Genomic DNA, 20,769 nt, shown 5'->3' with positions numbered 1-20,769 from the left:
CGTGTCGCGTAATGCGCGCACCGCGCGATACGCGATGCGCAAGTCCTGTCGCGGCGCTAGTGCGCCGCTGGCTTCGATGCGCCGGCGGCCGCAACAGCCGGCGTCGCCGGCGCATCCGGCAACAGCGTCGGCCCCGGCACCGGCTGCGCGACGCCGGCCGCCGCGCCACTCGCGAGCGGCGGCACGGGCGACGCCGGCGCCTGCTCGGGCGCGCTCGCGGACGGGCCGCCGAGCGGCATCGTGATGCGCTGCCCGTTGCGCTCGAACACAACTTCGTCCGGGCCGATCGACACGACGGTCGGCCCTTCCTTCAGCCGCGCACCTTCGAAATAGCGGCTGCCGTCGGCCGTCTCGATGTAGCGCTGGTCGCCGTCGCCCGCGAACACCGTCGTGATCTCCGGAATGCCCGCGACACCGCCAAGCGTCGTCGCCGTGCGCGGCGCGGCGGCATCGGCATCGCGCACGTGGTCGACCACCTCGAGCGCCGGGCGCGCATCCTTCATGTAGTTGCGGATGCGCGGCTCGATCTGCGCGCGCTCGGCCGCGCCCGTCAGCTCGATCCGGCCGCGGCCGAGATAGGTGACCGTCAGCGCCGTGTCGCTGAAATACGTCTGCGCGGTCGCGACGAGATCGCTGACCACGTAGAGGTTGCCGAGCGCCGCGTTGTCGACGCCCGCGACGATCTGCGCGACGCGCTCGCGCGCGGCCGGGTCGCTCACATAGCCCGACACGATCACGCCGTCGTCGTGCGGTGCGACGGCAAGTTCCGGATACGCATGCAGCAGCTGCTGCAACCGGTGCGTGCGCGCGAGCACCGATTCGTGCTGCCACGGCAGGCGCCCCGACCATGCGACGAAACCGTAGCCGAGCGCGCCGAGCAGCACGCCGACCCACAGCGCGACGACCGCGATCACGAGCCGCCGGCTGCCGAGACGGCGCAGCCCGCCCGTGAGCCAGCCAAGCCACGCGGCCTCGCGCGTGGCGTCCGGCGCATCGGCCTCGTCGGGCACCGCGACGCTCGCCTGCGCGTGACGCGCGATGCCGAGCTTGATCGAGCCGACCGTCACGACATCCTGCGGCGTCATCGAGCGGCGGCCCGCGCCGAGCGGCTCGTCGTTGAACAGCACCGGCGCGCCGCCGTCGCCGCCGTGGTTCTGCACCGTCACCGCGAGCGCGCCGACCTGCAGGCACACCTGTTTCGCACCGATCTCGCGATCGGGCAGGATCACTTCGCAATCGGCCGCGGTGCCGACCCAGTTCGCGCCGCGCGCGAGCGACATCGTGCGGCCGTACATCGGCCCGCTGAGAAAGCACAGGTTCCACGGCGACGCGAGCGCGGCCGACCCGGCCGCCGCGCCGCCAGGCAATGCGCCGTCGCCGTGCGGGTCAATGATGGTCGTCGACATGGGTGGACGCTCCTGCGGTCGTCGCCGCGGGCTGCGACGCCGAATCCAACGGCTGCGGCAGCGCGGGCGGACCGAACTTCGTGCCGGGCAGCGGCGTCGGCGTCAGCGGTACCGCGATGTCGTTGTCCGGCGGACGATACATCGACGTGCCGTTCGGATCGGCCGGCCCGTCCGCGCCCGGGTTCACGGGCGAGCCGTCCGGCGCATACATCGACGCGGTCGTCACCACGCGCGGCGTCAGCAGGTAGAACCGCTCCATGTGGTTGCCCGACTTGTCGGTGTACTTGAACAGGTTGCCGATCAGCGGGATGTCCGACAGCCACGGCACGCCGCTCTTGTTCAGCCGCACCTCGTCGTCGTTGAAGCCCGCGATCAGCAGGCTCTTGCCTTCGTCGATCATCGTCTTGGTGACGATGTTGCGCTGCTGGATCACCGGCACGTTCGACACCGCCTGCCCCGGCACGATGTTGCCGTCCTGGATATCGATCGACATCATCACGCTCTGCGGATTGCCTGAGACGGCGGCCGCGTTGCGGATCGCCTCGTCGACGATCATCGGCGTCACCTTGATGCTGGTGCCGGTCGTCACGCTGTACAGCGACGAATCCTGGTAGCCCTGCACCTGCACGTAGAACTGCGTGAGGTTCTCGAGAATGGCCTCGGTATTGTCGAGCGCGAGCACCTTCGGCTTCGAGCGCAGCTGCGCCTGCCCCTTCTGCGCGAGCGCATTCACGCGCGTGAGCAGGTAGTTGCGCAGCGAGCCGCCGATCGACGCGGTCAGCGCGATGCCGGTCGGCATGAAGGTGCCGGTCTGCCCCGCCTCCGACGCGCCGATGCCGAACGTGAGCGGCGGATTGCCGGCGCCGTTGTACTGCGTGTTGCCGTTCAGCGGGTTCTGGCCGTTGCCGATCTGCACGTCGCCGTGCGTCGTGTGCAGGCGCCAGTCGATCCCGAGGCTGTCGAGCGAATCCTCGTTGATGTCGATGATCGTCACGTTGATCTCGACGATGCGCGGACGCTCGTCGAGCTGGTCGATCAGCGACTGGTAGCGGTACATGTTCTCCGGCAGGTCGCGCACGATCACCGCGTTGATCGCCGGATCGGCGACGATCTGCGGCAGCGTGTCGCCACCACCTCCGGCCGAGAACGGCGAGAAGCCGCCGGCAGCGCTGTCCGTGCCGCCATAGCCGCCCTGCCGCGGGCCGCCGGACATATCAGGGAAGTCGAGCCGCGGCACCGCGATCGTCAGCCCCGAGCCGAGCTTGACCTGGCGCGCGGCCTGCCCGAGCGGCGTGCTCGACGGCGGCGCATTCGTGCCGCCGCCCTTGCCGAACAGCCGGCGCAGGATCGTCGCGACGCCCGGCACCGTCACCTCTTTGCCCGAGCGATTGATCGTGAAGTCGGACGCCCAGCCGTACTTGAGCCGGAACGCGCGGATGTCCGCATGCGCGCCGTTCGCCGACGGATCGCCGACCGAGCCGACCGCCTGCCGCACAAGTTCCACGTAGCGGCGCGGGCCGGCCACGTACACGCTGTTCGCGCGGTCGTTGATCACGAGCGTGTAGCGCTTGTCGGGAATCTGCATCGCCTGCAGCGCGCGGCCGATCTCGCCGGCCGCGTTCGGCGGGATCGGGATCATCTGCGTCTGCGACTGATCGGCCGGATCGACGTACAGGAACGAACCGTCGTAGTACCACGTGAGCCCGTAGGTCGAGCAGATCGTATCGAGCGTCTGCTGCGGCGTGCCCGAGAAGCGGCCGCTGATCACGCCGTCCACCTTCGGGTCGACCACGGCCGTCACGCCCTGCGACGACGCGAGCTCGCGAATGAAGTCGCCGATCTTCTTGCCGTTCGCGACGATCGTGAACGGCTTGTTGCGCCAGCGCAGGTCGGCCGCACGCGCCGGCTGCGCGACCGTCATGCACAGCGATGCCGTGAGCAGCGCGGTCGCGCACATGGCGAGCGCGGCCCGTTGCAGACGGCGCGGTTGAAACCGGATCGGGGCGACGCGTCGACGCATCAAAGCACTCCTGTGGAAGAAACGAACATGCGTTCCAGCGCCTGCTGCGCGAAGCGCAGCACCTCGCTGCCGAGCCAGCCGGACAGCAGCACGAGCGCGACCATCACGGCGATCAGCCGCACCGCGATGCCGATGTTGGCGTCCTGCACCTGCGTCACCGCCTGCAGGATCGCGACGACCAGGCCGGTGACGGTGGCGATCAGCACGATCGGCAGCGACAGCAGCAGCACCAGCATCAGCGCCTGCCGGGTCAGGTCGAGGATCGTCGAGCTCGTCATTGCACGACTCCCGGCGTGCGCACGCCGGCGCCCGCACCGAGCGTGCCGTCGTCCGGCGGGTTCTTCACCCACCCGACCGTATGAAGCTGCACGTCCTCCTCGACCTCCTGGTACGACAGCACCGCGAGTTCGGGCAGCACCGGCTGCAGGATCGTCTTCACGTAGCGGCGCGCGCCGAGCGCGACCATCACCGCGAGGCGCGCGGTGCCTTGCGGGTTGCCGTGGCCGCCCGGGCCGGCCGTCTGTGTTGCCGTTGCGGCCTGCACGATCGCGCGCACCTGCTCGCCGATATCCTGCTTGATCGCGCTCGACAGCGCGAGGAAATTGCCCTGCTTGGTGCGCATCACCGCGTTCTCGATCCGCTCCTGCAGGTTCTGCTCGAACAGCACGACGCGCAGCTGGCGCGCCGCGCCCGCATGCCGATCGGTGATCATCCGGCGCAGGTCGACGCGCACCAGCTCGACCAGTGCAATCACGTCGTCCGGCTCGTTCGGCGCCCACGTGATCAGGCTTTCGAAGATCACGCGCAGGTTGCGGATCGGCACCTGCTCGGCGAGCAGCCGGCGCAGCACCTCGGTCACGCGCTGCAGCGGCACGAGCCGCGTCAGTTCGCCGACGAGTTCGGGGTGCTCGCGGCGCACCAGATGCACGAGCGCCTGCGTCTCCTGGATGCCGAGCAATTCGTCCGCGTGCTGGCGCACGATCTGCTCGACGTGCGCGGCGAGCGCGCCTTCGCTCGTCAGCCACTTGCCGTCCGGCGCCGCGCCGTCGGGCTTGATCCACAGCGCGGTCGCGAACGGGCCGAACGCCTCGGCCGGCTGGCGTTCCGCGCGCTCCGGCAGCGGCGCGACGCCATCCCACAGCAGCCAGCCCGGCTTCAACGCGCCATGCGCGGCGAGCACGTCCTGCAGATAGATGCGGTACGTGCCGGCCGGCGCGCCCTCGTCGTCATTCAGCGTGATGCGCGGAAACACCGTGCCGATATCCGCGTCGACGCGCGCCTTCGCGCTCGACAGCGCGGCTTGCAGCTGCGCGAGGTTCAGCGTCGTGCGCAGGTCGTCCGACAGCGACACCGCGATCAGCGACGTGACGCCCGCCGCATGCGACACCTTCGCGGGCTGGCCGTCGTCGGCCGCGCCGACGCGTCCGGCGATATGAATCAGGTTGAAGCTCGGCGCGGTCGTCTTGCGCTTGAGCTGCGTGAACGCGAACACGCCGAGGCCGACAGCGATCAGCGCGAACGACCACTTCGGGAAGCCCGGCACGACGAGGAAGCCGGCCAGCACCAGCGCCGCGATCAACAGCGCACGCGGATGCGCGCCGAGCTGCTCGCCCAGCTGTTCGCCGAGCTGGCGCTGCCGCGCGTCGCGCGTCGCGACGCGCGTCGTCACGATGCCGGCCGCGATCGATACCAGCAGCGACGGAATCTGCGATGCCATCCCGTCGCCGACCGTCAGGATCGCGTAGCGCTGCAGCGCCTGGCCGATATCCATCCCGTGCATCAGCGTGCCGACCGCGATCCCCGCGACGATGTTGATGAACGCGATCACGAGGCCCGCGATCGCGTCGCCCTTCACGAACTTCATCGCGCCGTCCATCGCGCCGTGCATCTGCGATTCCTGCTCCAGCTTCTCGCGGCGCTCGCGCGCCTCGTCGGCGCTGATGATGCCCGCGCGCAGGTCCGCGTCGATGCTCATCTGCTTGCCCGGCATCGCGTCGAGCGAGAAGCGCGCGCCGACTTCCGCGACCCGCTCCGAGCCTTTCGCGATCACGATGAACTGCACGACGGCGATCACGAGGAACACCACGCCGCCCACCACGACGTTATTGCCGACCACGAGCCGCCCGAACGCATCGATCACGTGACCCGCGTTCGCGTGCAGCAGGATCAGCTTGCACGACGCGATGTTCAGCGCGAGCCGGAACAGCGTGGTGAACAGCAGCAGCGCGGGAAACGACGAGAAGCTGACCGCCGACGGCACGTAGGTGGACACCGTCAGCAGCACGACGCTCGCCGCGAGGTTCAGCGAGATCATCCCGTCGAGCGCGACCTGCGGCAGCGGCAGGATGAACAGCGCGACCACCGACACGATGAACGCGGCGAGAAACAGATCGGCGCGCGGCGATGCCCCGAGACGCCGCCCGGACACGCTGCGGCCGGCGGAAAAGATCCGCTGCCAGTCGCGAGGGAGCGCCTTCGGTTCTGCCATCGTGCCGTCGTCCTGTCGTTGTCGCCGGCGGGCGCGGGCCGTCATGCCCCGTGTCGCGCGGACCGTTGAATGGGACGAGTGTAGCGACGCGAAACCGCCTAAAAAGGGACGCGCCTCGTAGCGGCGCGGCGGTTTTCCCGCGACGATCGGATCGGACTACGAAACCCGGCGGCGCCTGCGCGCGCGCATCGCCGGAACCGCTTCCATCGCGCGGCGGGCGCCGCGCGGGCGCAACGGGTCAGGACTCCAGACGGCGTGCGGCGAGATACGCGAGCTGCGCGCGGTTCTGGACGTTGAAGAGTTTTTCGAGCGAACGGATATGGTGCCCGACCTTGTGCAGCGACGTGCGCAGCGCGCTCGCGATCTCCTGGTCGGACAGTCCGTGCACGAGGCGCTCGAGCACCTGCTGCTGCTCGTCGCCGAGCGCGAAGCCGCGCATGCGCGCGATGCGCGCCTCGAGAAACGGCAGCGCGACGCGATGCACGGCGAGACTCACCGACAGCGCGCCGCCGATCACGCGATCGTCGATCCACTCGGTGCCGTGTGCCTCCGACGTGACGTTCACCGCGACGCGCAGGTCGAGCCGCGGCGCCGACAGGCTGAAGATCACGCCGCTGTTCATTGCATGCGCACGCAAATGGCCGGCCAGCGCGAGCACCTTGCGATCGCCGTTGCCCTGCGCGGCCGACTCGATCTCGTCGAGCCGCCATGCGACCGGAAAGCCGCTCTGCCGCACCTGCGCGAAACGCGGGTCGCTCTCGTAGAGCATGCCCTCGATATATGGCTGCATGAACGTCGCGGGCGCGAGATCGCGCAGCAAATGCGCACACAGGATGCGCCGTCCGATCATCTCGTACGCGCCGTAACCGAGCGTGCTGAAACCGATTTGCCGCAGTCGCGCATGGCATTGCGCAAAATCGACGGGATTCAGGTCGGATTTACCTGGCACAACTTGAATGCCGGTAAAAACGTCGCGATCGAATGTATGAATTTCTTTCGAATAAGCGGCAGCCGCCGCAATATCCGCTTGCGAGAACCACTCGACGCGTGGCGCGTCGTCAGCATAGGTCATGAGGAGCCCACCCTTCCCAATATGTGAACTTGCCCCGTCACGCTTTGGTCTTTTCTTTATGATTTTCTGGTCGTCTCTATAGCGTGGCGAATATGAACCTTTCGCCCGCATTAGTATTACGGCATATTACGCGCACACAGGCATTTTTGTACAATGCCCCCGCGTTTCGTCTGGATGACGATCGGCGCATATCATAAAGATGCTCGATCGCATCGTCGCGGTGCCGTGCACGACACGGCTGCCGCCACGCGATGCGCGTCGATTCCGAGGGATGGCTCATGTCCGATATTGCATTGCATGAAGAAGCGGTCGCCCCAACCATGTCCCGCCCGCCCCGGCGGACGGTCGCCTGCACCGACGCGTCGAGAGAGCGCCCGGTGCAGGTCGTCTGGTGCGATGACGTCAAGCGCGGCGACATCGCGCAACCGAATGCGCCGAAGCTCGGCGTCGCCGATACGCTCGCGCACGCGCAGAGCACCGCGGAGCGCAACCGGATCGTCGCAAGCCTGCTGCACCTGACGGGCTTCTCGACGTTCGCGTACTTCGCGCTCGAATTCTCGCGGGAGCGCGTCGAGAGTCTCTACCTGCACGAGGCGTTCACGCCGACCACCTATCGCGGCGACTACGTGCGGCACAACCATCACGACATCGATCCGCGCACGCTCGACGCGCGCGTGTGCAACATGCCGATCGTGTGGGACCTGCAGCAGCTGCGCCGCGAACATCGCGAGCGCGACGACGGCCCGTGCGTGACGCCGGCCGCGCTCGACGGCTTCCTGCAGACGATGCAGGACGACGGGATGTGCAGCGGCATCATGTATTCGATGGCCGTGCCCGGCACGCGGCTGCACGCATTCATGAGCTTCACCGCACCGCGCCGCACGCGCGAGTGGATCACGCCGGCGACGATCGAGCAGGCGCTGTCGATCGGGCTGTCGGTACACAAGTTCGCGTCGCCGCAACTGATCGCGACATCGCGCGAACGCGCGGTCAACGGGCTCACGCCGTTCGAGCAGGAACTGCTGCTCGGCATCGCGGAAGGCGCATCCGACAAGGAGATCGGCCGGCGCCTCGACACCAGCGCGCACAACGTCGACTATCACCTGCGCAAGCTGCGCAAGCGCTTCGGCGTCGCGAACCGGATCCAGCTCACGTACCTGACGTCGAAGCTCGAGCTGATCTGACGCATGCCATTTGCCCGCGTAAACGCACATGCCGGCCTCGCGGGCCGGCATGTGCGCACTTCGACGGATGACGCCGTACGCCGTTACTTCAGCAGCGTCATCTGCACGACCTTGACGATCACGAGACCGACCGCGACCACCAGATAGCCGCGCAGCACGGCCATCCAGACGCGCGTGGCCACCGTCATGTTCTGCGGCTCGAGCGTGTCGAGCGGCGGCATGCGCCACGTGTCGCGCAGCGTGCGGTCGATGCCCGGCTCGACGACACGCTTGTTGCGGCGGATCAGCACCGTCGCGAGATAGCCCACGATCGCGAGCACCGTGCCGCCGACCAGCACGTCGACGATCGCTTCGCCGCTGATGTCCGGATACATCACCGATGCGGTCAGGATGATCGACAGCAGCACGAGCACCCAGACCACCGCGCCCGTGAACACGTTGAGCTTCGTCGAATTGACCCACGGGCCGAGCACCTGGCGGTCATTGCAGAGCACGAGCAGGAACACCGTCGCGCTCGGCAGCAGCACGCCCGCGAGCGTCTGCACGGCTTCGGTCAGCAGGCCGAGCGGGCTGCCCGGAATCAGCACGAGCGCGGCAGCGGCCGCGACGATCCCGAAGTAGACGAGATAGAAACCCTTCGCATCCGACACGCCGCGATGCAGCGAATGGCGGATCTTGAACACATCGCCGATCGCGTACGCGGTCGACAGCGACACCGCCGCCGCGCCGATGATGCACGCATCGAGCAGCGCGACCGCGAACAACGTCGCGCTCGTGCGGCCCGCATACTTCTCGAGGCCCGCGATCACGCCGCCCGCGTCGGTGAAGTTGCCTGCTTCCGAATGGCCGCCGAACAGTGCGGCGCTGAAGCCGATCATCGCGACCGCGCCGATCAGCACGAACGCGATGCCGATCCACAGATCGACCTTCTCGTACTTCATGAAGCGCGGCGTGATGCGCTTGTCGATCACGTAGCTCTGCTGGAAGAACAGCTGCCACGGCGCGACCGTCGTGCCGACGATGCCGATCACGAGCAGCATCACGTCGGACAGCTTCGCATGCGCGGGCCAGTTCGGCACGAAGAAGTCGCGCGACATCTGCGACACCGGCGGGTGGATCGACACGAGCACCGGCACCAGCAGCAGGCTCAGCACACACAGCCCGATCGCGAACCGCTCGAAGCGCCTGAAGTCGCCGGTACTCACCGCGGCCATCGTCAGCGCGGCGGCCACGCACACGCCGGCAACCTTCGGGAGCCCGAAGAAAGCCAGCACGAACGTGATGCCGATGAACTCGGTGACGATCGTCAGCGCATTGAGCAGGAACAGGTCGATCACGCTGAACGCACCCCAGAACTTGCCGAAGCGCTCGAAGATCAGGCGCGCATGGCCGACGCCGGTGACCGCGCCGAGGCGCAGCACCATTTCCTGGTTCACGTACAGCACCGGCACGAGCAGCAGCAGCGTCCACAGCAGCGTCGTGCCGTAGTTCTGGCCGGCCTGCGTGTAGGTGCCGAATGCGCCGGCATCGTTGTCGCCGACCATCACGATCAGGCCGGGGCCGACGATCGCGAGCAGCGTGCGCAGGCGTGCCCACCATGTGCCGCGTGCGGCGGTGTCGTGATGCGAGATCGTGCCGAGGGCACCGCGGATGTCGCCCAGGTGGGCTTCGTCGAGCACGGCGCTGCGTTCGACGGCGATCGGTGGAGAGACGTTGGATGGCGTGGACATGATGAATTCCGTACGGCTGGTTTTTTTATCCGGCCAAGCGTGTGGCCTTGGCATACGCGCGCGGAACGGGCCCGCATGCGCATGCCGAGACGCGCTCGGCGTGTCGGTTCAGTCGAGCAGCGATTTCAACCGGGCGACCCAACGGGAGAACACGCGCGGACGCGCGTCGAGCATCAGCATCGCGTCGTAGTGCGGACGCGAGTGCGCGACCTGCGGGAGATTCGACAGCAGAAGGCCGAAGTTCATGGTCTGGCTCCTGGCGGCGACGGCATGCGTGCCGGCCGCGTGGTGGGCGCGGGGCCAGTCCGGGGCCTGAACGGCGTGTCAGGCTAGTCGGCCGGCGTGTCCCTGCGACCCGGGTTCAAAAGGGTCTGTTGGTGCAACGGGCATAAGGGACAACTGTCACTGTCGTTCATGGCGGCTCCTGTGCGGTGTTCCGGAGAACACGATTGGCCGCCGTCCGGCGCACGGACCGCTGTTCGGGTGCATGCGACACGCATGCGCGAACGCGGCCGCGCACCGGGCGGCGGCGAAACCGGACGGCGCATGCGCAAACGCATCACGCTAACCGGCGCGAATCAGGGTGCACGTAGGGAGTTGCTGCGAAATTGCTGCTGCGCGCACCGTTTGCCTGGGGGGACAAACGGCGGCTTCGATGAGGCGCGGACGTCGGTCGCTCAGGCGGAAACTTCGTTCGAAGATCGACTACTGCAGGCGTCCAAGGCGGCGGCCCCAAGAGTGAAGATGGCGGATTCTATGGACCGGCCGAAACGGAAGTCAACCCTTTGGAACGCCTTCCGGGGAATATTTTTTCGGGCACGCACGCGCTGAAAGATTTGCGCCCGGAATGACGCGCCGCAACCTTTCAACGCGCGAGCGGATGGGGAGCACCGATGCGTGTGAGCAACAGTCGCCGCGAGCCGGCGCCGGAAGGCTGTATTGCGCGTCGGCCGCCCCCCCGCTGCCGCTGCAACGCCGTCGCGATATGCGCAAGAACGACGTTTTTTGCTTGCACCGCAGCAAAACTCGCGACTACAATCCGCCCCGATTCATCAAGGGAGTCCCTCCGTGGACACATGCTCCAGTTGCAGTTCGATGCCGGTCCAGGCCGGCCAAGCCATCGCGAGATAGCAGCCAGCATGTCATTGCCGCTAGCTCGCATTCGTCGGGTTAGCGCGCTTCCTCCCGGGCCGGCATCGCCGGTTCGTCCGTCGCACGCTCCGTTACGTTCCAACCGCCGATCGCAGGCCGCGCCATGCGCCCGCGCTCGATCACGTCGTCCCGCATTCGCGGGACCGGACGGAGGTACGTCATGTTCTTTCAATCGTTCGCGGTCAGACTCAAGCAACTCGTACACGTCGCATGCGACCGCTCGGTCGTTTCGGCCCTGTCGCCGCTCGCCCGAACCTTCAGCAACTGGCGCGGCAGCGCGCTCGCGCACACGCCGGCGGCACCGCGCCCGCTCGACTGCGCGCTGGTCGGGGCGATGGCGGCCGCCGTCGCGCTCGTCGCGCTGCTCTGCACGGCCGCGTCGCGCCTCGGCTTCACGCAGGTATGGCGTATCGGCGGCTGGTTGCCGTAAACGTCGGCGCCAAGCGGCCGGGTATCCTCCGCGCCGCCCGTGCCTATGCCACCGCCTCACGCCGTCCCTTATTTCGCCAGCCAGACAACCACACAATCAAACAACGGAGCCCGCATGAAACATCGCTTCGAACCCACGCCGCGCAAACCACGTCTCGATGCGCTCGCGACGCTTCTGCTGTCGCTCGCCGCCGCACCCGCATTCGCGCAATCGTCGTCGCCGGCCACTGCCGCCGAACCGACGGCCGGTGCCGGCGACACCGCCGCCGCCCCCGCACCGGCCGCCGATGCTGCCGCGCCCGCCCCCACCGGCTTTTGGGCGCGCTCGAACCTGCTCGGCAACATGGGCGGCCTGCGCGACGTGCTCGGCGACCACGGCGTCACGCTGAGCCTGCAGGAAACCGGCGAATACCTGTACAACGCGGCGGGCGGCACGAAGCGCGGTGGCGCGTACCAGGGCCTCACGCAATTCGGCTTCAACGTCGATACGGAGAAGGCGATCGGGCTGCCGGGCGGCACGTTCAACGTGTCGGGGCTGCAGATCCACGGCACCAACCTCACGCAGCGCTATCTGCAGACGCTGCAGACCGCGACCGGCATCGAGGCGAATTCGACCACGCGGCTGTGGGAGCTCTGGTACCAGCAGGCCTTTCTCGACGGCAAGGCCGACGTGAAGGTCGGCCAGCAGAGCGTCGACCAGGAATTCATGGTGAGCCAGTACGCGACGACGTTCATGAACGCGACGTTCGGCTGGCCCGTGCTGCCGGCAACCGACCTGCCGGCCGGCGGCCCTGCGTATCCGCTGTCGTCGCTCGGCGTGCGGCTGCGCGTGAAGCCGGCCGATGCGTGGACCGCGCTGGTCGGCGTGTTCGACGGCAACCCGGCCGGCCGCAGCGACGGCGACGCGCAGGCGCTGAACGCGCACGGCACCAACCTCAACCTGCGCAGCGGCGCGTTCGTGATCGGCGAACTCCAGTACGCGCTGAACGCGCCGCCCGCCGATCCGAAAGCGCCGCAACCCGCCGGCCTGCCGGGCACGTACAGGCTCGGCTTCTGGTATCAGTCGCAGCATGCGAACGATCCGCGCGTCGGCACCGACGGGTTGTCGCTCGCGAATCCTGCGAGCAACGGGATGCCCGCCACGCATCGCGGCAACTACGGTTTCTATGCAGTCGCGGATCAGATGGTATGGCGGCCGTCGGCCGACAGCCCGCGCTCGGTCGGCGTGTTCGCACGCGTGATGGGCGCGCCGGGCGATCGCAACGTCGTCGATTTCGCGGCGAATGCCGGTGTCACGCTGAAGGCGCCGTTCGTCGGACGCGACGACGATACGGCCGGCCTCGCGGTCGGCTACGCGAAGATCGGCTCGCATGCGCGTGCGCTCGACGGCGACACCGGCGCATACACGACGCCCGGCTATCCGGTGCGCCGCGCGGAAACGGTGATCGAGGCGACCTACCAGTACCAGGTCACGCCGTGGTGGCAGTTGCAGGCCGACCTGCAGCACTTCTTCCGGCCGGGCGGCGGCATCCCGAACCCGAATGCGGCCGGCGCGCGCATCGGCGACGAAACGGTGGTCGGCGTGCGCACGACGATCACGTTCTGACGCACCGCGCATGCGACGCGGGCCGGACTCCCGCTTGCGCGGCGATCCGGCCCGTTGCGCATTCACGTGCCCGCGTGCGGCGCACGCGGCCCGTCACTCGCCGTACAGCCCGAGCAGTTTCAGCGTGACGCCGTTGGTCCAGCCGAAGCCGTCCTGCAGCGGATATTCGCCGCCACCGCCGCCGCCCTCGCCGGCCCCCTCGACCACGTACTTCTCGACGAGCTTGCCTTCGGTCGCATACACATGCTTCACGTCGGTCAGGAAGCGCGTGCCGATGTCCTTCGCGAGCGCCGGTTCGCCGTAACGGCGCAGCCCGTCGAGCGCGATCCACTGCAGCGGCGCCCAGCCGTTCGGCGCGTCCCACTGCTGGCCCGTGTTCTCGGTCGTCGTCGCGAGGCCGCCCGGCTGCAGCAGCGTCTTGCGCACCTCGCGCGCGGTCGCCTTCGCGCGCTCGGGCCATGCGACACCGGTGAACAGCGGATACAGCGCCGCGGCCGTCACGCTGTCGCGCGGCTTGCGCAACTGCCAGTCGTAGTCGCCGTAATAGCCGCGACGGTTCCACAGATAGTGGTTGATCGCGGCCGCGCGGCGTGCCGCCCGTCCGGAAAAGTCCGCGACGCATGCAATGTCGTGCGTGACCGTGCAGCCCTTCACGATCGTCCTCTCGAGATGGAACATCAGGCTGTTCAGGTCGACCGGCACGATCGACGTCGTGCGGATCGTCGCGAGCGTCTTGCCGTCGCCGAACCAGCGCGAGCTGTAGTCCCAGCCGCTTTCGGCGCCCGCGCGCAGGTCGCGGTACACATCGTTCGCGGGGCGATTCGGCACGGCCTTCGCGGTCGTCACGTCCTCGAGGTACGACTCGTCGCGCGGCGTATCGCTCGCATCCCAGTAACGGTTCAGCACCGCGCCGTCCGGCATCGCGACCACGTGGCGCGCGGCTTGCCCGCGCGGCGTCGTGGTTTCGCCCTGCATCCAGTACGCATGCTCCTTGCGCAGCGCCGGCAGGTATTTCTGGTAGACCTTGTCGCCTTCGGCCTGCGCGGCGAGCGTAACCATGTATGCGAAGAACGGCGGCTGCGAGCGGCTCGCGTAGTACGTGCGGTTGCCGTTCGGGATGTGGCCGATCGTGTCGATCAGATAGGCGAAGTTGTCGAGCATGTCGTCGACGAGATCCTCGCGCCCCGACACCTGCAGCCCGAGCATCGTGAAATAGGTATCCCAGTAGTAGCCTTCGCGGAACCGGCCGCCCGGCACCACGTACGGCTTCGGCATCGGGATCAGCGAGCTGTATGGCGGCACCGTCGTGCTGGTACGCGTGAGCTGCGGCCACAGCCAGTCGATGTGCTCGCGCAGCGTCTGGTTCGCGGGCGGCGTGACCCCGCCTTGCGGCGGCGGCGTGAAGTGCTGGTCGACGAACGTCTTCAGCGAGAAGCCCGGCTGCGACTTCTGTTGCTGATACAACTGCACGATCGTCGCCGGATCGGTATCGGGCGTCGCATCGACGAAGGTCTTCTGGTCGGGATAGAGCTGCGCCGTTTGCACCGCGACGAACAGGTCGCCGTAGAGCTGGCTCGGCGGCGGCAGCAGCGTGCTGCCGGAGGCCGGGTTCGCGAGCGCCGCCGACGCCGGCACGGCCGCCTGCGCGGCCGCATGATTCGCGCTGTCGGCTTGCGCGGCGCAGCCGGCGACGGCCAGGTATGCGATGGCCATGACGGCGGCCCAGCGCAGGCGCGGTGCGACTACGGACACGGACGGATGCGAGGCAGGATGCGATGCGGTCGATGCGGCACGACGTGACGTCATGACGTGTCCCCTCCTTTCGATGGTAAGTGGATCGGCAGGGGTCTCGTTCGCGCGTGCGCTCGTCTCGATGGCCGTCGATCGATGCGCGTCGTTGTATTCCGCAGATGAGTTCCGACTGTCGCATGAAACGCGCATCGCACGCAAGTTTCGGTTCCGTGCCTGCCCGGCTGCGTCATATGTGACGTCATGCATTGCGACGGCATGGCAGTCGTCTCTTTTTGCCGGCGCGGCAACAGGAACGACTGTTGCAACATGCGGAACAAGCGTTGTCTCACGTGACGCGACGACCACATTGTGGGCATAATGGCGCCTTTACCGCGCGCCCTGCCCATGTCGCCCGTCTTTCTAGCACCGCTCATCGTTGCCTGTGCGTTGTTCATGGAAAGCGTCGACGCCAACATCATCGTCACCGCACTGCCCGCGATGGCGAGGGACTTCGGGCACAATCCCGTCACACTGAACATTGCGATCACGGCCTACGTGGTCGGCCTCGGCGTATTCATCCCGATCTGCGGATGGCTCGCCGACCGCTTCAGCGCACGCTCCGTATTCCGCACCGCGATCGGCATCTTCGTCGCCGGCTCGCTGATGTGCGCGGCCTCGAATTCCCTCGGCGTGCTCACGTTCGCGCGCTTCGTGCAGGGCGTCGGCGGCGCGATGATGGTGCCGGTCGGCCGGATCATCATCTTCCGCGCGGTGCCACGCTCCGATCTCGTGCGCGCGATGAACTACCTCGCGATTCCCGCGCTGTTCGGGCCCACGGTCGGGCCGCTCGTCGGCGGCTTCATCACGACCTACCTGCACTGGCGGATGATCTTCTTCATCAACGTGCCGATCGGCATCTACGGGATCTACCTCGCGAGCAAGCACATCGCGAACACGCACGAGCCCGATCCCGGCCCGCTCGACTGGTTCGGCTTCCTGCTGTCGGCGAGCGGCGCCGCGCTGCTGCTGATGGGCCTCACGCTGATCGACGGCTCGCTCACGTCGCGCACGAATGCGCTCGCGATGTGTGCGGCCGGCGCGGTGATGCTCGCACTCTACGTGCCGTACGCGCGCCGCAAGGAGCGGCCGGTGCTCGACCTCAGTTTCCTGAAGATCCCGACCTACCACGCGAGCGTGGTCGGCGGCTCGCTGTTCCGCATTGGCCTCGGCGCGGTGCCGTTCCTGTTGCCGCTGGCACTGCAGGAAGGCCTCGGGATGAGCGCGTTCCACTCCGGGCTGATCACCTGCGCGTCCGCGCTCGGCGGCGCGATGAGCCGCTCGACGGCCACCCATACGCTGCGCCGCTTCGGCTTTCGCACGGTGCTGATCTACAACGCCGCGTTCGCGGGGCTCGCGATCGCCGCTTACGGCCTGTTCCATCCGGGCATGCCGACCTGGGCGATCTGGACGATCGTGCTGGTCGGCGGCATCTTCCCCGCGCTGCAGTTCACGAGCCTGAATTCGATGATCTACGCGGATATCTCGCAGGCCGACGCGGGCCGCGCGACGAGCCTCGGCAGCGTCGTGCAACAGATGTCGCTCGGGCTCGGCGTGACGGTCGCCGGCCTCGTGCTGCACGTGTCGCACTGGCTGCAGGGCCATCAAACGATGGTGTGGTCGGATTTCTGGCCCGCGTTCGTCGTGGTCGGGCTGTGTTCGTTCGCGTCGATTCCGATCACGCGGCGGCTGCCGCTCGGCGCCGGCGACGAAGTCGCGCGCGGCAAGCGGCAATGAACGAGCAAGGCGGGCGGGAAAAAACAGGCGGCTGAAAACACCGGAAAACAAAAAAATCAGCGGACATCCACACGGGGCCGGTGCACAGCCGCATGGATGTCCGCTCAGGGCTCCGGGTCTCTCGTTGGGGGTTGAGAATCCCGGATCTGCTTCCTGCGTGCCATGGACATATGTGCGTCGGAAGCGGAATCGTTGCGCGCACATTTCGTCGCGCCATGTCTGCACTATAGGGAAGGTCGCGCCGCGCATCTGTCAAGCATTGTCAGACGCGGTGCGTGCGCAGGTCGCACACGTGCGCCGCTTTCGCGCTAAAGTGGTGCCCGACCGCCACCCTCAGCCGCCGCTCCGATGCTTACGCTCTCGCCCGCCGCCGCCCGCGCGCTGCATCTCGCCGCGCAGGGCCTGCTGACCCCGCCCCGCCGCAAGGCCACCAAGGCCGACGTGCTCGACACGATCCGCCGGATGGCGCAGTTGCAGATCGATACCATTCACGTCGTCGCGCGTAGCCCGTATCTCGTGCTGTTCAGCCGTCTCGGCGACTTTGCCCCGCAGTGGCTCGACGAACATCTCGCCGAGGCACGCCTGTTCGAATACTGGTCGCACGAAGCGTGCTTCCTGCCGGTCGAGCAATTCGGGCTGATGCGCTACAAGATGCTCGATCCGTCGGGGATGGGCTGGAAATACGCGGCCGAATGGCACGCGCAGAACCGCGCGGACATCGAGCAGATGCTCGCGCGGATTCGCGACGAAGGCCCCGTGCGGTCGGCGGATTTCGCTCGCGAGGACGGTGTGAAAGGCAACGGATGGTGGGACCGCAAGCCCGAGAAAAAGCACCTGGAAGTGCTGTTCACGACCGGCGAGCTGATGGTGTCCGAGCGCCGCAATTTCCAGCGCATCTACGACGTGCGCGAACGCGTGCTGCCGGGCTGGGACGATGCGCGCGACCTGCCGCCGCGCGATACGGTGCTGCCCGCGCTGCTCGACTACACATGCCGCGCGCTCGGCGTCGTGCGTGCGGACTGGGTGGCCGATTACTACCGCCTGCCGCGTCGTTCGTACCGCGCAGAGCTCGACCGGCTCGCGGACGCGGGCGAACTGATTCCCGTGGAAATCGCCGACTGGAAGGAGCCGGCCTACGTGCATCGCTCGTTCGAAGCGCTGCTGCCGGCCGCTGCGGCCGACACGCTGCGCTCGACGGTCACGACGCTGCTGTCGCCGTTCGATCCGGTGGTGTGGGACCGCCGGCGTGCGTCGACGCTGTTCGGCTTCGACTACACGATCGAGTGCTATACCCCCGCGCACAAGCGGCGCTTCGGCTATTTCTGCCTGCCGGTGCTGCATCGCGGCCGACTGATCGGGCGCGTCGACGCGAAAGCGCATCGCGCGCTCGGCACGTTCGAGTTGAAGGCGGTGCATGTCGAGCCGGGCGTGCGATTCGGCACCGGGCTCGCGGCCGACGTCGCGAAGGCCGTGAAGAAGCTCGCGGCGTGGCATGGCACGCCGGAGGTGACGGTCGCGCACGCGCCGCCCGAATTGACGAAGGCGCTGGCCGGCGCGTAAGCCGGTGGAATCGCGCCGAGCGGCGGCGATGCGCGGGCCGCTTGCGCATATCCGACAGCGCGCGCGTTGCCAGCCACGCTCTGCCGCTCTATCGCTCTGCCGCTCTGCCGCTCTGCCGCTCTGCCGCTCAGTCGCGCAGCTTGCGAAACCGCGGGGTGCCGTCCGGCAGGTTCTCGTTGAACATCGCTTCCGGCCGCACCCACAGGCCACGCGCATGCGGCCACAGATGCTCGTACACGACCACCGATTCCTCGGTTTCGGAATGACGGGCGACGCCGATATAGCGATACAGCCCGCCCTTGTAGTGACGATGCGTGGCGAGTTGTTCGGCTTCCTGTTCGGTCATGATCTGCTTCCCTTCGGCAAAAACGAAAGCGCGTATTGTATGCGCTCGCCTGCACTCGCCGCGCGTCAGCGTTTCGCGTAGATATCGGGGCGCCGGATCTCCATCAGCCGCTCGGGGTTCGCTAACGGCTCGAAGCCGACCGGCCGGTACAGCTCGTGCGCGTCGGTCGTCACGAGCATGATGCGGCGCAGGCTTTGCACCATCGGCTGCGCGAACACATGGTCGATCAGCGCGCGGCCGTAGCCGTTGCCGCGTTCGGACGGCAATACGAACACGTCGCACAGGTACGCGAACGTCGCGTGATCGGTCACGAGCCGCGCGAACCCGACGAGGCGGTCCTCGACATACGCGCCGAAGCACAGCGAGCCGTCGATCGCACGCTCGACGACATCGCGCGGAATGCCCTGCGACCAGTACGCGTCGCGATGCAGGAAATCGAAGATCGCGTCGATGTCGAGTTCGCGCTTGTCGGTGGAAAATCTCAGCGTGGCGGGCGGGGCGTCGGGCACGTCGGCTCTCCGGGAGGATCGGGGCGGAGCAGCAACGATAGCGCGGTGTGGGGTGGGCCACAAGCGACGCCCAGCCCGACACGTACAATATCCCGTACAACACATCCACCTGTGCCACACTTGTACGGCTTATAGTACAAGTGAGGAAAATCATGCGCACGATTCACTTTTCGGATGCCCGCGGCAATCTGAAGACGGTCATCGACCAGGTCGTCGACGACGCCGACGTGACGCTCATTACGCGTCGCGACGCGCCGAACGCGGTCATCATGTCGCAGGAATACTATGACAGCCTGATGGAGACGGTTCACCTGCTCCGCTCGCCGGCCAACGTCGCCCACCTCGAACGCTCGATTGCGCAATTGCGCAAGGGCAAGACGAAAGAGCACAAGCTGACGGGGGACGATGAATGAGCGTACGCCGCGTGCTCTTTACTTCCGACGCGTGGGACGACTACGTTTATTGGCAAGACCGCAAGACCGCAAGACGCTCAAGCGCATCAACCAGCTCATTCGCGAAGCCCAACGTGCGCCGTTCGAAGGCATCGGCAAACCCGAACCACTGAAGGCCAATCTGTCCGGGTTCTGGTCGCGCCGCATCGACGATACGAACCGTTTGGTTTACGAAGCGGACGATCTTCAGATCAGCATCGTGTCCTGCCGCTATCATTACGAGTAGCGTCAATCCTCCCGCCCTCTCCTCACCCGCTTACGGCGCCGGCAGCGGCCGGGACGCCACGCTCGCTTGCTCGTCGCTACCAGTCAGGCAACTGAACCCCGCGCGATGATCTTCGGCGGCGACTCAACTATCTCGCTTCGCCGCAGGCACAACTGATCTTGCAGCAACGGGGGGCCGATTCGGTGATATCGTCGCCTGCTCGATCAACCTCCCGCATCGCTTCATGCCCTATCGACTCATCGCGTTCGACTTCGACGGCACGCTCGCCGATTCGCTCGACTGCTTTCTCGCGGCGTTGACGGAGGCATCACGCATGCACGGCTTTCGCGATGCGACGCCCGAGCTGCGCCCTGCGCTGCGCGGCATGTCTGCACGCGAGATCATCCGCGCGCTCGAGGTGCCGATGTGGAAAGTGCCGCGCGTGACGATCGACATGCGGCGGCTGATGCGGCCGCGCATCGCACACGTGACGCTGTTCCCCGGCGTCGACGCAACCTTCGACGCGCTCGCCGCGCGCGGCATCCGCATCGCGATCGCCACGTCGAACACCGAGGACATCGTGCGCGACCGGCTCGGCCCGCACGCGAGCCGCTGCGTCGATACGTTCGCGTGCGGCATTCCACTGTTCGGCAAGGCGCGCCGGCTGCGCGCGCTCGTGCGCGAAGCGGGCGTGCAGCCCGCCGACGTGCTGTACGTCGGCGATGAAATCCGCGATGCCGAAGCGGCACGCCGCGCGCGCGTCGCGTTCCAGGGCGTCGCCTGGGGTTACACGGCCCCCGACGCGTTGCAGGCGCATTGCGCGACGCCATTGCTGCCGAGCCTCGACGCATTGCTCGATCGCGTGTGACGGTGCCGCGCGAATCGCTCGTTCGACTCGACGCGTCGTGAAGTAACCACGGATGCCCTGCACGCACGACGATGAAACGCCGATGACATGCGGGCACATCGCATCGGTTAAATACGCGTCGCGCACGCAAGAATTGCCGCCGCGATGCACGCGACAAGTACGCACTACCTGTCCGCACGCGCACGCGTCGATTCGTCTTACCAACCGTTACACAAAC

General features: G+C 67.4%; 17 protein-coding genes and 1 pseudogene. 8 read left to right on the top strand and 10 right to left on the bottom strand.

Features of this window, described 5'->3' with window-relative positions; genetic code table 11:
- Positions 1–56: 56 nt before the first annotated feature.
- The 5 genes from sctD to DIE15_RS22310 form a co-directional block, all read right to left on the bottom strand.
- A complete protein-coding gene (gene sctD / locus DIE15_RS22335) occupies positions 57–1,406 on the bottom strand; it encodes a type III secretion system inner membrane ring subunit SctD (RefSeq protein WP_124834360.1) in 1,350 nt (449 codons plus the stop codon).
- Positions 1,387–3,426, bottom strand: coding sequence for a type III secretion system outer membrane ring subunit SctC (gene sctC / locus DIE15_RS22330; RefSeq protein WP_124834359.1), 2,040 nt, complete (start codon positions 3,424–3,426; stop codon positions 1,387–1,389). The genes sctD and sctC overlap by 20 nt, the downstream gene beginning before the upstream one ends.
- Positions 3,426–3,704: a type III secretion system export apparatus subunit SctS gene (sctS, locus tag DIE15_RS22325; RefSeq protein ID WP_006751731.1), complete on the bottom strand. Its 279-nt coding sequence runs from the start codon at positions 3,702–3,704 to the stop codon at positions 3,426–3,428. Before sctS ends, sctC begins: the two co-directional genes overlap by 1 nt.
- The gene (sctV, locus tag DIE15_RS22320; RefSeq protein WP_057928890.1) at positions 3,701–5,914 is read right to left on the bottom strand and encodes a type III secretion system export apparatus subunit SctV; all 2,214 of its coding nucleotides are present in this window, start codon (positions 5,912–5,914) and stop codon (positions 3,701–3,703) included. The genes sctS and sctV overlap by 4 nt, the downstream gene beginning before the upstream one ends.
- 238 nt (positions 5,915–6,152) lie before the next feature.
- Positions 6,153–6,986 carry an autoinducer binding domain-containing protein gene (locus DIE15_RS22310; protein ID WP_124834358.1) on the bottom strand — a complete coding sequence of 278 codons (834 nt, stop codon included), beginning with the start codon at positions 6,984–6,986 and terminating at the stop codon, positions 6,153–6,155.
- A 278-nt stretch (positions 6,987–7,264) separates the two neighbouring features.
- On the opposite strand from DIE15_RS22310, the gene DIE15_RS22305 reads away from it, so the two are divergent.
- Positions 7,265–8,170: a LuxR family transcriptional regulator gene (locus DIE15_RS22305; RefSeq protein ID WP_057928891.1), complete on the top strand. Its 906-nt coding sequence runs from the start codon at positions 7,265–7,267 to the stop codon at positions 8,168–8,170.
- 83 nt (positions 8,171–8,253) lie between these two features.
- On the opposite strand, the gene DIE15_RS22300 is transcribed toward DIE15_RS22305, so the two are convergent.
- Both DIE15_RS22300 and DIE15_RS37095 read right to left on the bottom strand, forming a co-directional pair.
- A complete protein-coding gene (locus DIE15_RS22300) occupies positions 8,254–9,900 on the bottom strand; it encodes an NRAMP family divalent metal transporter (RefSeq protein WP_124834357.1) in 1,647 nt (548 codons plus the stop codon).
- Positions 9,901–10,008: 108 nt separating this feature from the next.
- Entirely contained in the window at positions 10,009–10,146 is a 138-nt protein-coding gene (locus DIE15_RS37095) for a hypothetical protein (protein ID WP_185734531.1), read from the bottom strand.
- A gap of 1,066 nt (positions 10,147–11,212) precedes the next feature.
- On the opposite strand from DIE15_RS37095, the gene DIE15_RS22295 reads away from it, so the two are divergent.
- Together DIE15_RS22295 and DIE15_RS22290 are read left to right on the top strand one after the other, a co-directional pair.
- Complete coding sequence (locus DIE15_RS22295) at positions 11,213–11,482, top strand: hypothetical protein (protein WP_057928860.1); 270 nt, start codon at positions 11,213–11,215, stop codon at positions 11,480–11,482.
- 114 nt (positions 11,483–11,596) lie between these two features.
- A complete protein-coding gene (locus DIE15_RS22290) occupies positions 11,597–13,087 on the top strand; it encodes a carbohydrate porin (protein ID WP_124834356.1) in 1,491 nt (496 codons plus the stop codon).
- A 93-nt stretch (positions 13,088–13,180) separates the two neighbouring features.
- On the opposite strand, the gene treA is transcribed toward DIE15_RS22290, so the two are convergent.
- Positions 13,181–14,893, bottom strand: coding sequence for an alpha,alpha-trehalase TreA (gene treA, locus DIE15_RS22285; RefSeq protein WP_057928862.1), 1,713 nt, complete (start codon positions 14,891–14,893; stop codon positions 13,181–13,183).
- Positions 14,894–15,223: 330 nt separating this feature from the next.
- Here treA and DIE15_RS22280 point away from each other — a divergent pair, with 330 nt between their 5' ends.
- Positions 15,224–16,612 carry an MFS transporter gene (locus tag DIE15_RS22280; RefSeq protein ID WP_057928863.1) on the top strand — a complete coding sequence of 463 codons (1,389 nt, stop codon included), beginning with the start codon at positions 15,224–15,226 and terminating at the stop codon, positions 16,610–16,612.
- A 348-nt stretch (positions 16,613–16,960) separates the two neighbouring features.
- Complete coding sequence (locus DIE15_RS22275) at positions 16,961–18,172, top strand: winged helix-turn-helix domain-containing protein (RefSeq protein WP_124834355.1); 1,212 nt, start codon at positions 16,961–16,963, stop codon at positions 18,170–18,172.
- A 127-nt stretch (positions 18,173–18,299) separates the two neighbouring features.
- On the opposite strand, the gene DIE15_RS22270 is transcribed toward DIE15_RS22275, so the two are convergent.
- Complete coding sequence (locus tag DIE15_RS22270; protein WP_006751720.1) at positions 18,300–18,518, bottom strand: DUF1653 domain-containing protein; 219 nt, start codon at positions 18,516–18,518, stop codon at positions 18,300–18,302.
- Between the two features lie 65 nt (positions 18,519–18,583).
- Positions 18,584–19,027, bottom strand: coding sequence for a GNAT family N-acetyltransferase (locus DIE15_RS22265; RefSeq protein WP_124834354.1), 444 nt, complete (start codon positions 19,025–19,027; stop codon positions 18,584–18,586).
- Between the two features lie 152 nt (positions 19,028–19,179).
- Between DIE15_RS22265 and DIE15_RS22260 the strand changes: the two genes are divergently transcribed.
- The 3 genes and pseudogenes from DIE15_RS22260 (at position 19,180) to DIE15_RS22250 (ending at position 20,552) form a co-directional block, all read left to right on the top strand.
- On the top strand, positions 19,180–19,440 hold the full coding sequence (locus DIE15_RS22260; RefSeq protein WP_057928892.1) for a type II toxin-antitoxin system Phd/YefM family antitoxin: 261 nt from the start codon (positions 19,180–19,182) through the stop codon (positions 19,438–19,440).
- Positions 19,437–19,705: pseudogene (locus tag DIE15_RS22255) on the top strand (Txe/YoeB family addiction module toxin). The gene DIE15_RS22260 and the pseudogene DIE15_RS22255 overlap by 4 nt, the downstream one beginning before the upstream one ends.
- A 223-nt stretch (positions 19,706–19,928) precedes the next feature.
- Entirely contained in the window at positions 19,929–20,552 is a 624-nt protein-coding gene (locus tag DIE15_RS22250) for an HAD hydrolase-like protein (RefSeq protein ID WP_057928868.1), read from the top strand.
- Positions 20,553–20,769 lie beyond the last annotated feature (217 nt).

It is taken from the genome of Burkholderia sp. Bp9031, from assembly GCF_003857965.1.
Classification (GTDB): Bacteria; Pseudomonadota; Gammaproteobacteria; order Burkholderiales; family Burkholderiaceae; genus Burkholderia; species Burkholderia ambifaria_A.
The sequence above is the reverse complement of the archived record's forward strand: the minus strand, read 5'-3'. Positions and strand labels throughout refer to the sequence as shown.

Excerpts from the sequence above, each read along its gene's own strand:
- sctD (WP_124834360.1), bottom strand. The coding sequence starts at position 1,406 with ATGTCGACGACCATCATTGACCCGCACGGCGACGGCGCATTGCCTGGC.
- sctC (WP_124834359.1), bottom strand. The coding sequence starts at position 3,426 with ATGCGTCGACGCGTCGCCCCGATCCGGTTTCAACCGCGCCGTCTGCAA.
- sctS (WP_006751731.1), bottom strand. The coding sequence starts at position 3,704 with ATGACGAGCTCGACGATCCTCGACCTGACCCGGCAGGCGCTGATGCTG.
- sctV (WP_057928890.1), bottom strand. The coding sequence starts at position 5,914 with ATGGCAGAACCGAAGGCGCTCCCTCGCGACTGGCAGCGGATCTTTTCC.
- DIE15_RS22310 (WP_124834358.1), bottom strand. The coding sequence starts at position 6,986 with ATGACCTATGCTGACGACGCGCCACGCGTCGAGTGGTTCTCGCAAGCG.
- DIE15_RS22305 (WP_057928891.1), top strand. The coding sequence starts at position 7,265 with ATGTCCGATATTGCATTGCATGAAGAAGCGGTCGCCCCAACCATGTCC.
- DIE15_RS22300 (WP_124834357.1), bottom strand. The coding sequence starts at position 9,900 with ATGTCCACGCCATCCAACGTCTCTCCACCGATCGCCGTCGAACGCAGC.
- DIE15_RS37095 (WP_185734531.1), bottom strand. The coding sequence starts at position 10,146 with ATGAACTTCGGCCTTCTGCTGTCGAATCTCCCGCAGGTCGCGCACTCG.
- DIE15_RS22295 (WP_057928860.1), top strand. The coding sequence starts at position 11,213 with ATGTTCTTTCAATCGTTCGCGGTCAGACTCAAGCAACTCGTACACGTC.
- DIE15_RS22290 (WP_124834356.1), top strand. The coding sequence starts at position 11,597 with ATGAAACATCGCTTCGAACCCACGCCGCGCAAACCACGTCTCGATGCG.
- treA (WP_057928862.1), bottom strand. The coding sequence starts at position 14,893 with ATGACGTCACGTCGTGCCGCATCGACCGCATCGCATCCTGCCTCGCAT.
- DIE15_RS22280 (WP_057928863.1), top strand. The coding sequence starts at position 15,224 with ATGTCGCCCGTCTTTCTAGCACCGCTCATCGTTGCCTGTGCGTTGTTC.
- DIE15_RS22275 (WP_124834355.1), top strand. The coding sequence starts at position 16,961 with ATGCTTACGCTCTCGCCCGCCGCCGCCCGCGCGCTGCATCTCGCCGCG.
- DIE15_RS22270 (WP_006751720.1), bottom strand. The coding sequence starts at position 18,518 with ATGACCGAACAGGAAGCCGAACAACTCGCCACGCATCGTCACTACAAG.
- DIE15_RS22260 (WP_057928892.1), top strand. The coding sequence starts at position 19,180 with ATGCGCACGATTCACTTTTCGGATGCCCGCGGCAATCTGAAGACGGTC.
- DIE15_RS22250 (WP_057928868.1), top strand. The coding sequence starts at position 19,929 with ATGCCCTATCGACTCATCGCGTTCGACTTCGACGGCACGCTCGCCGAT.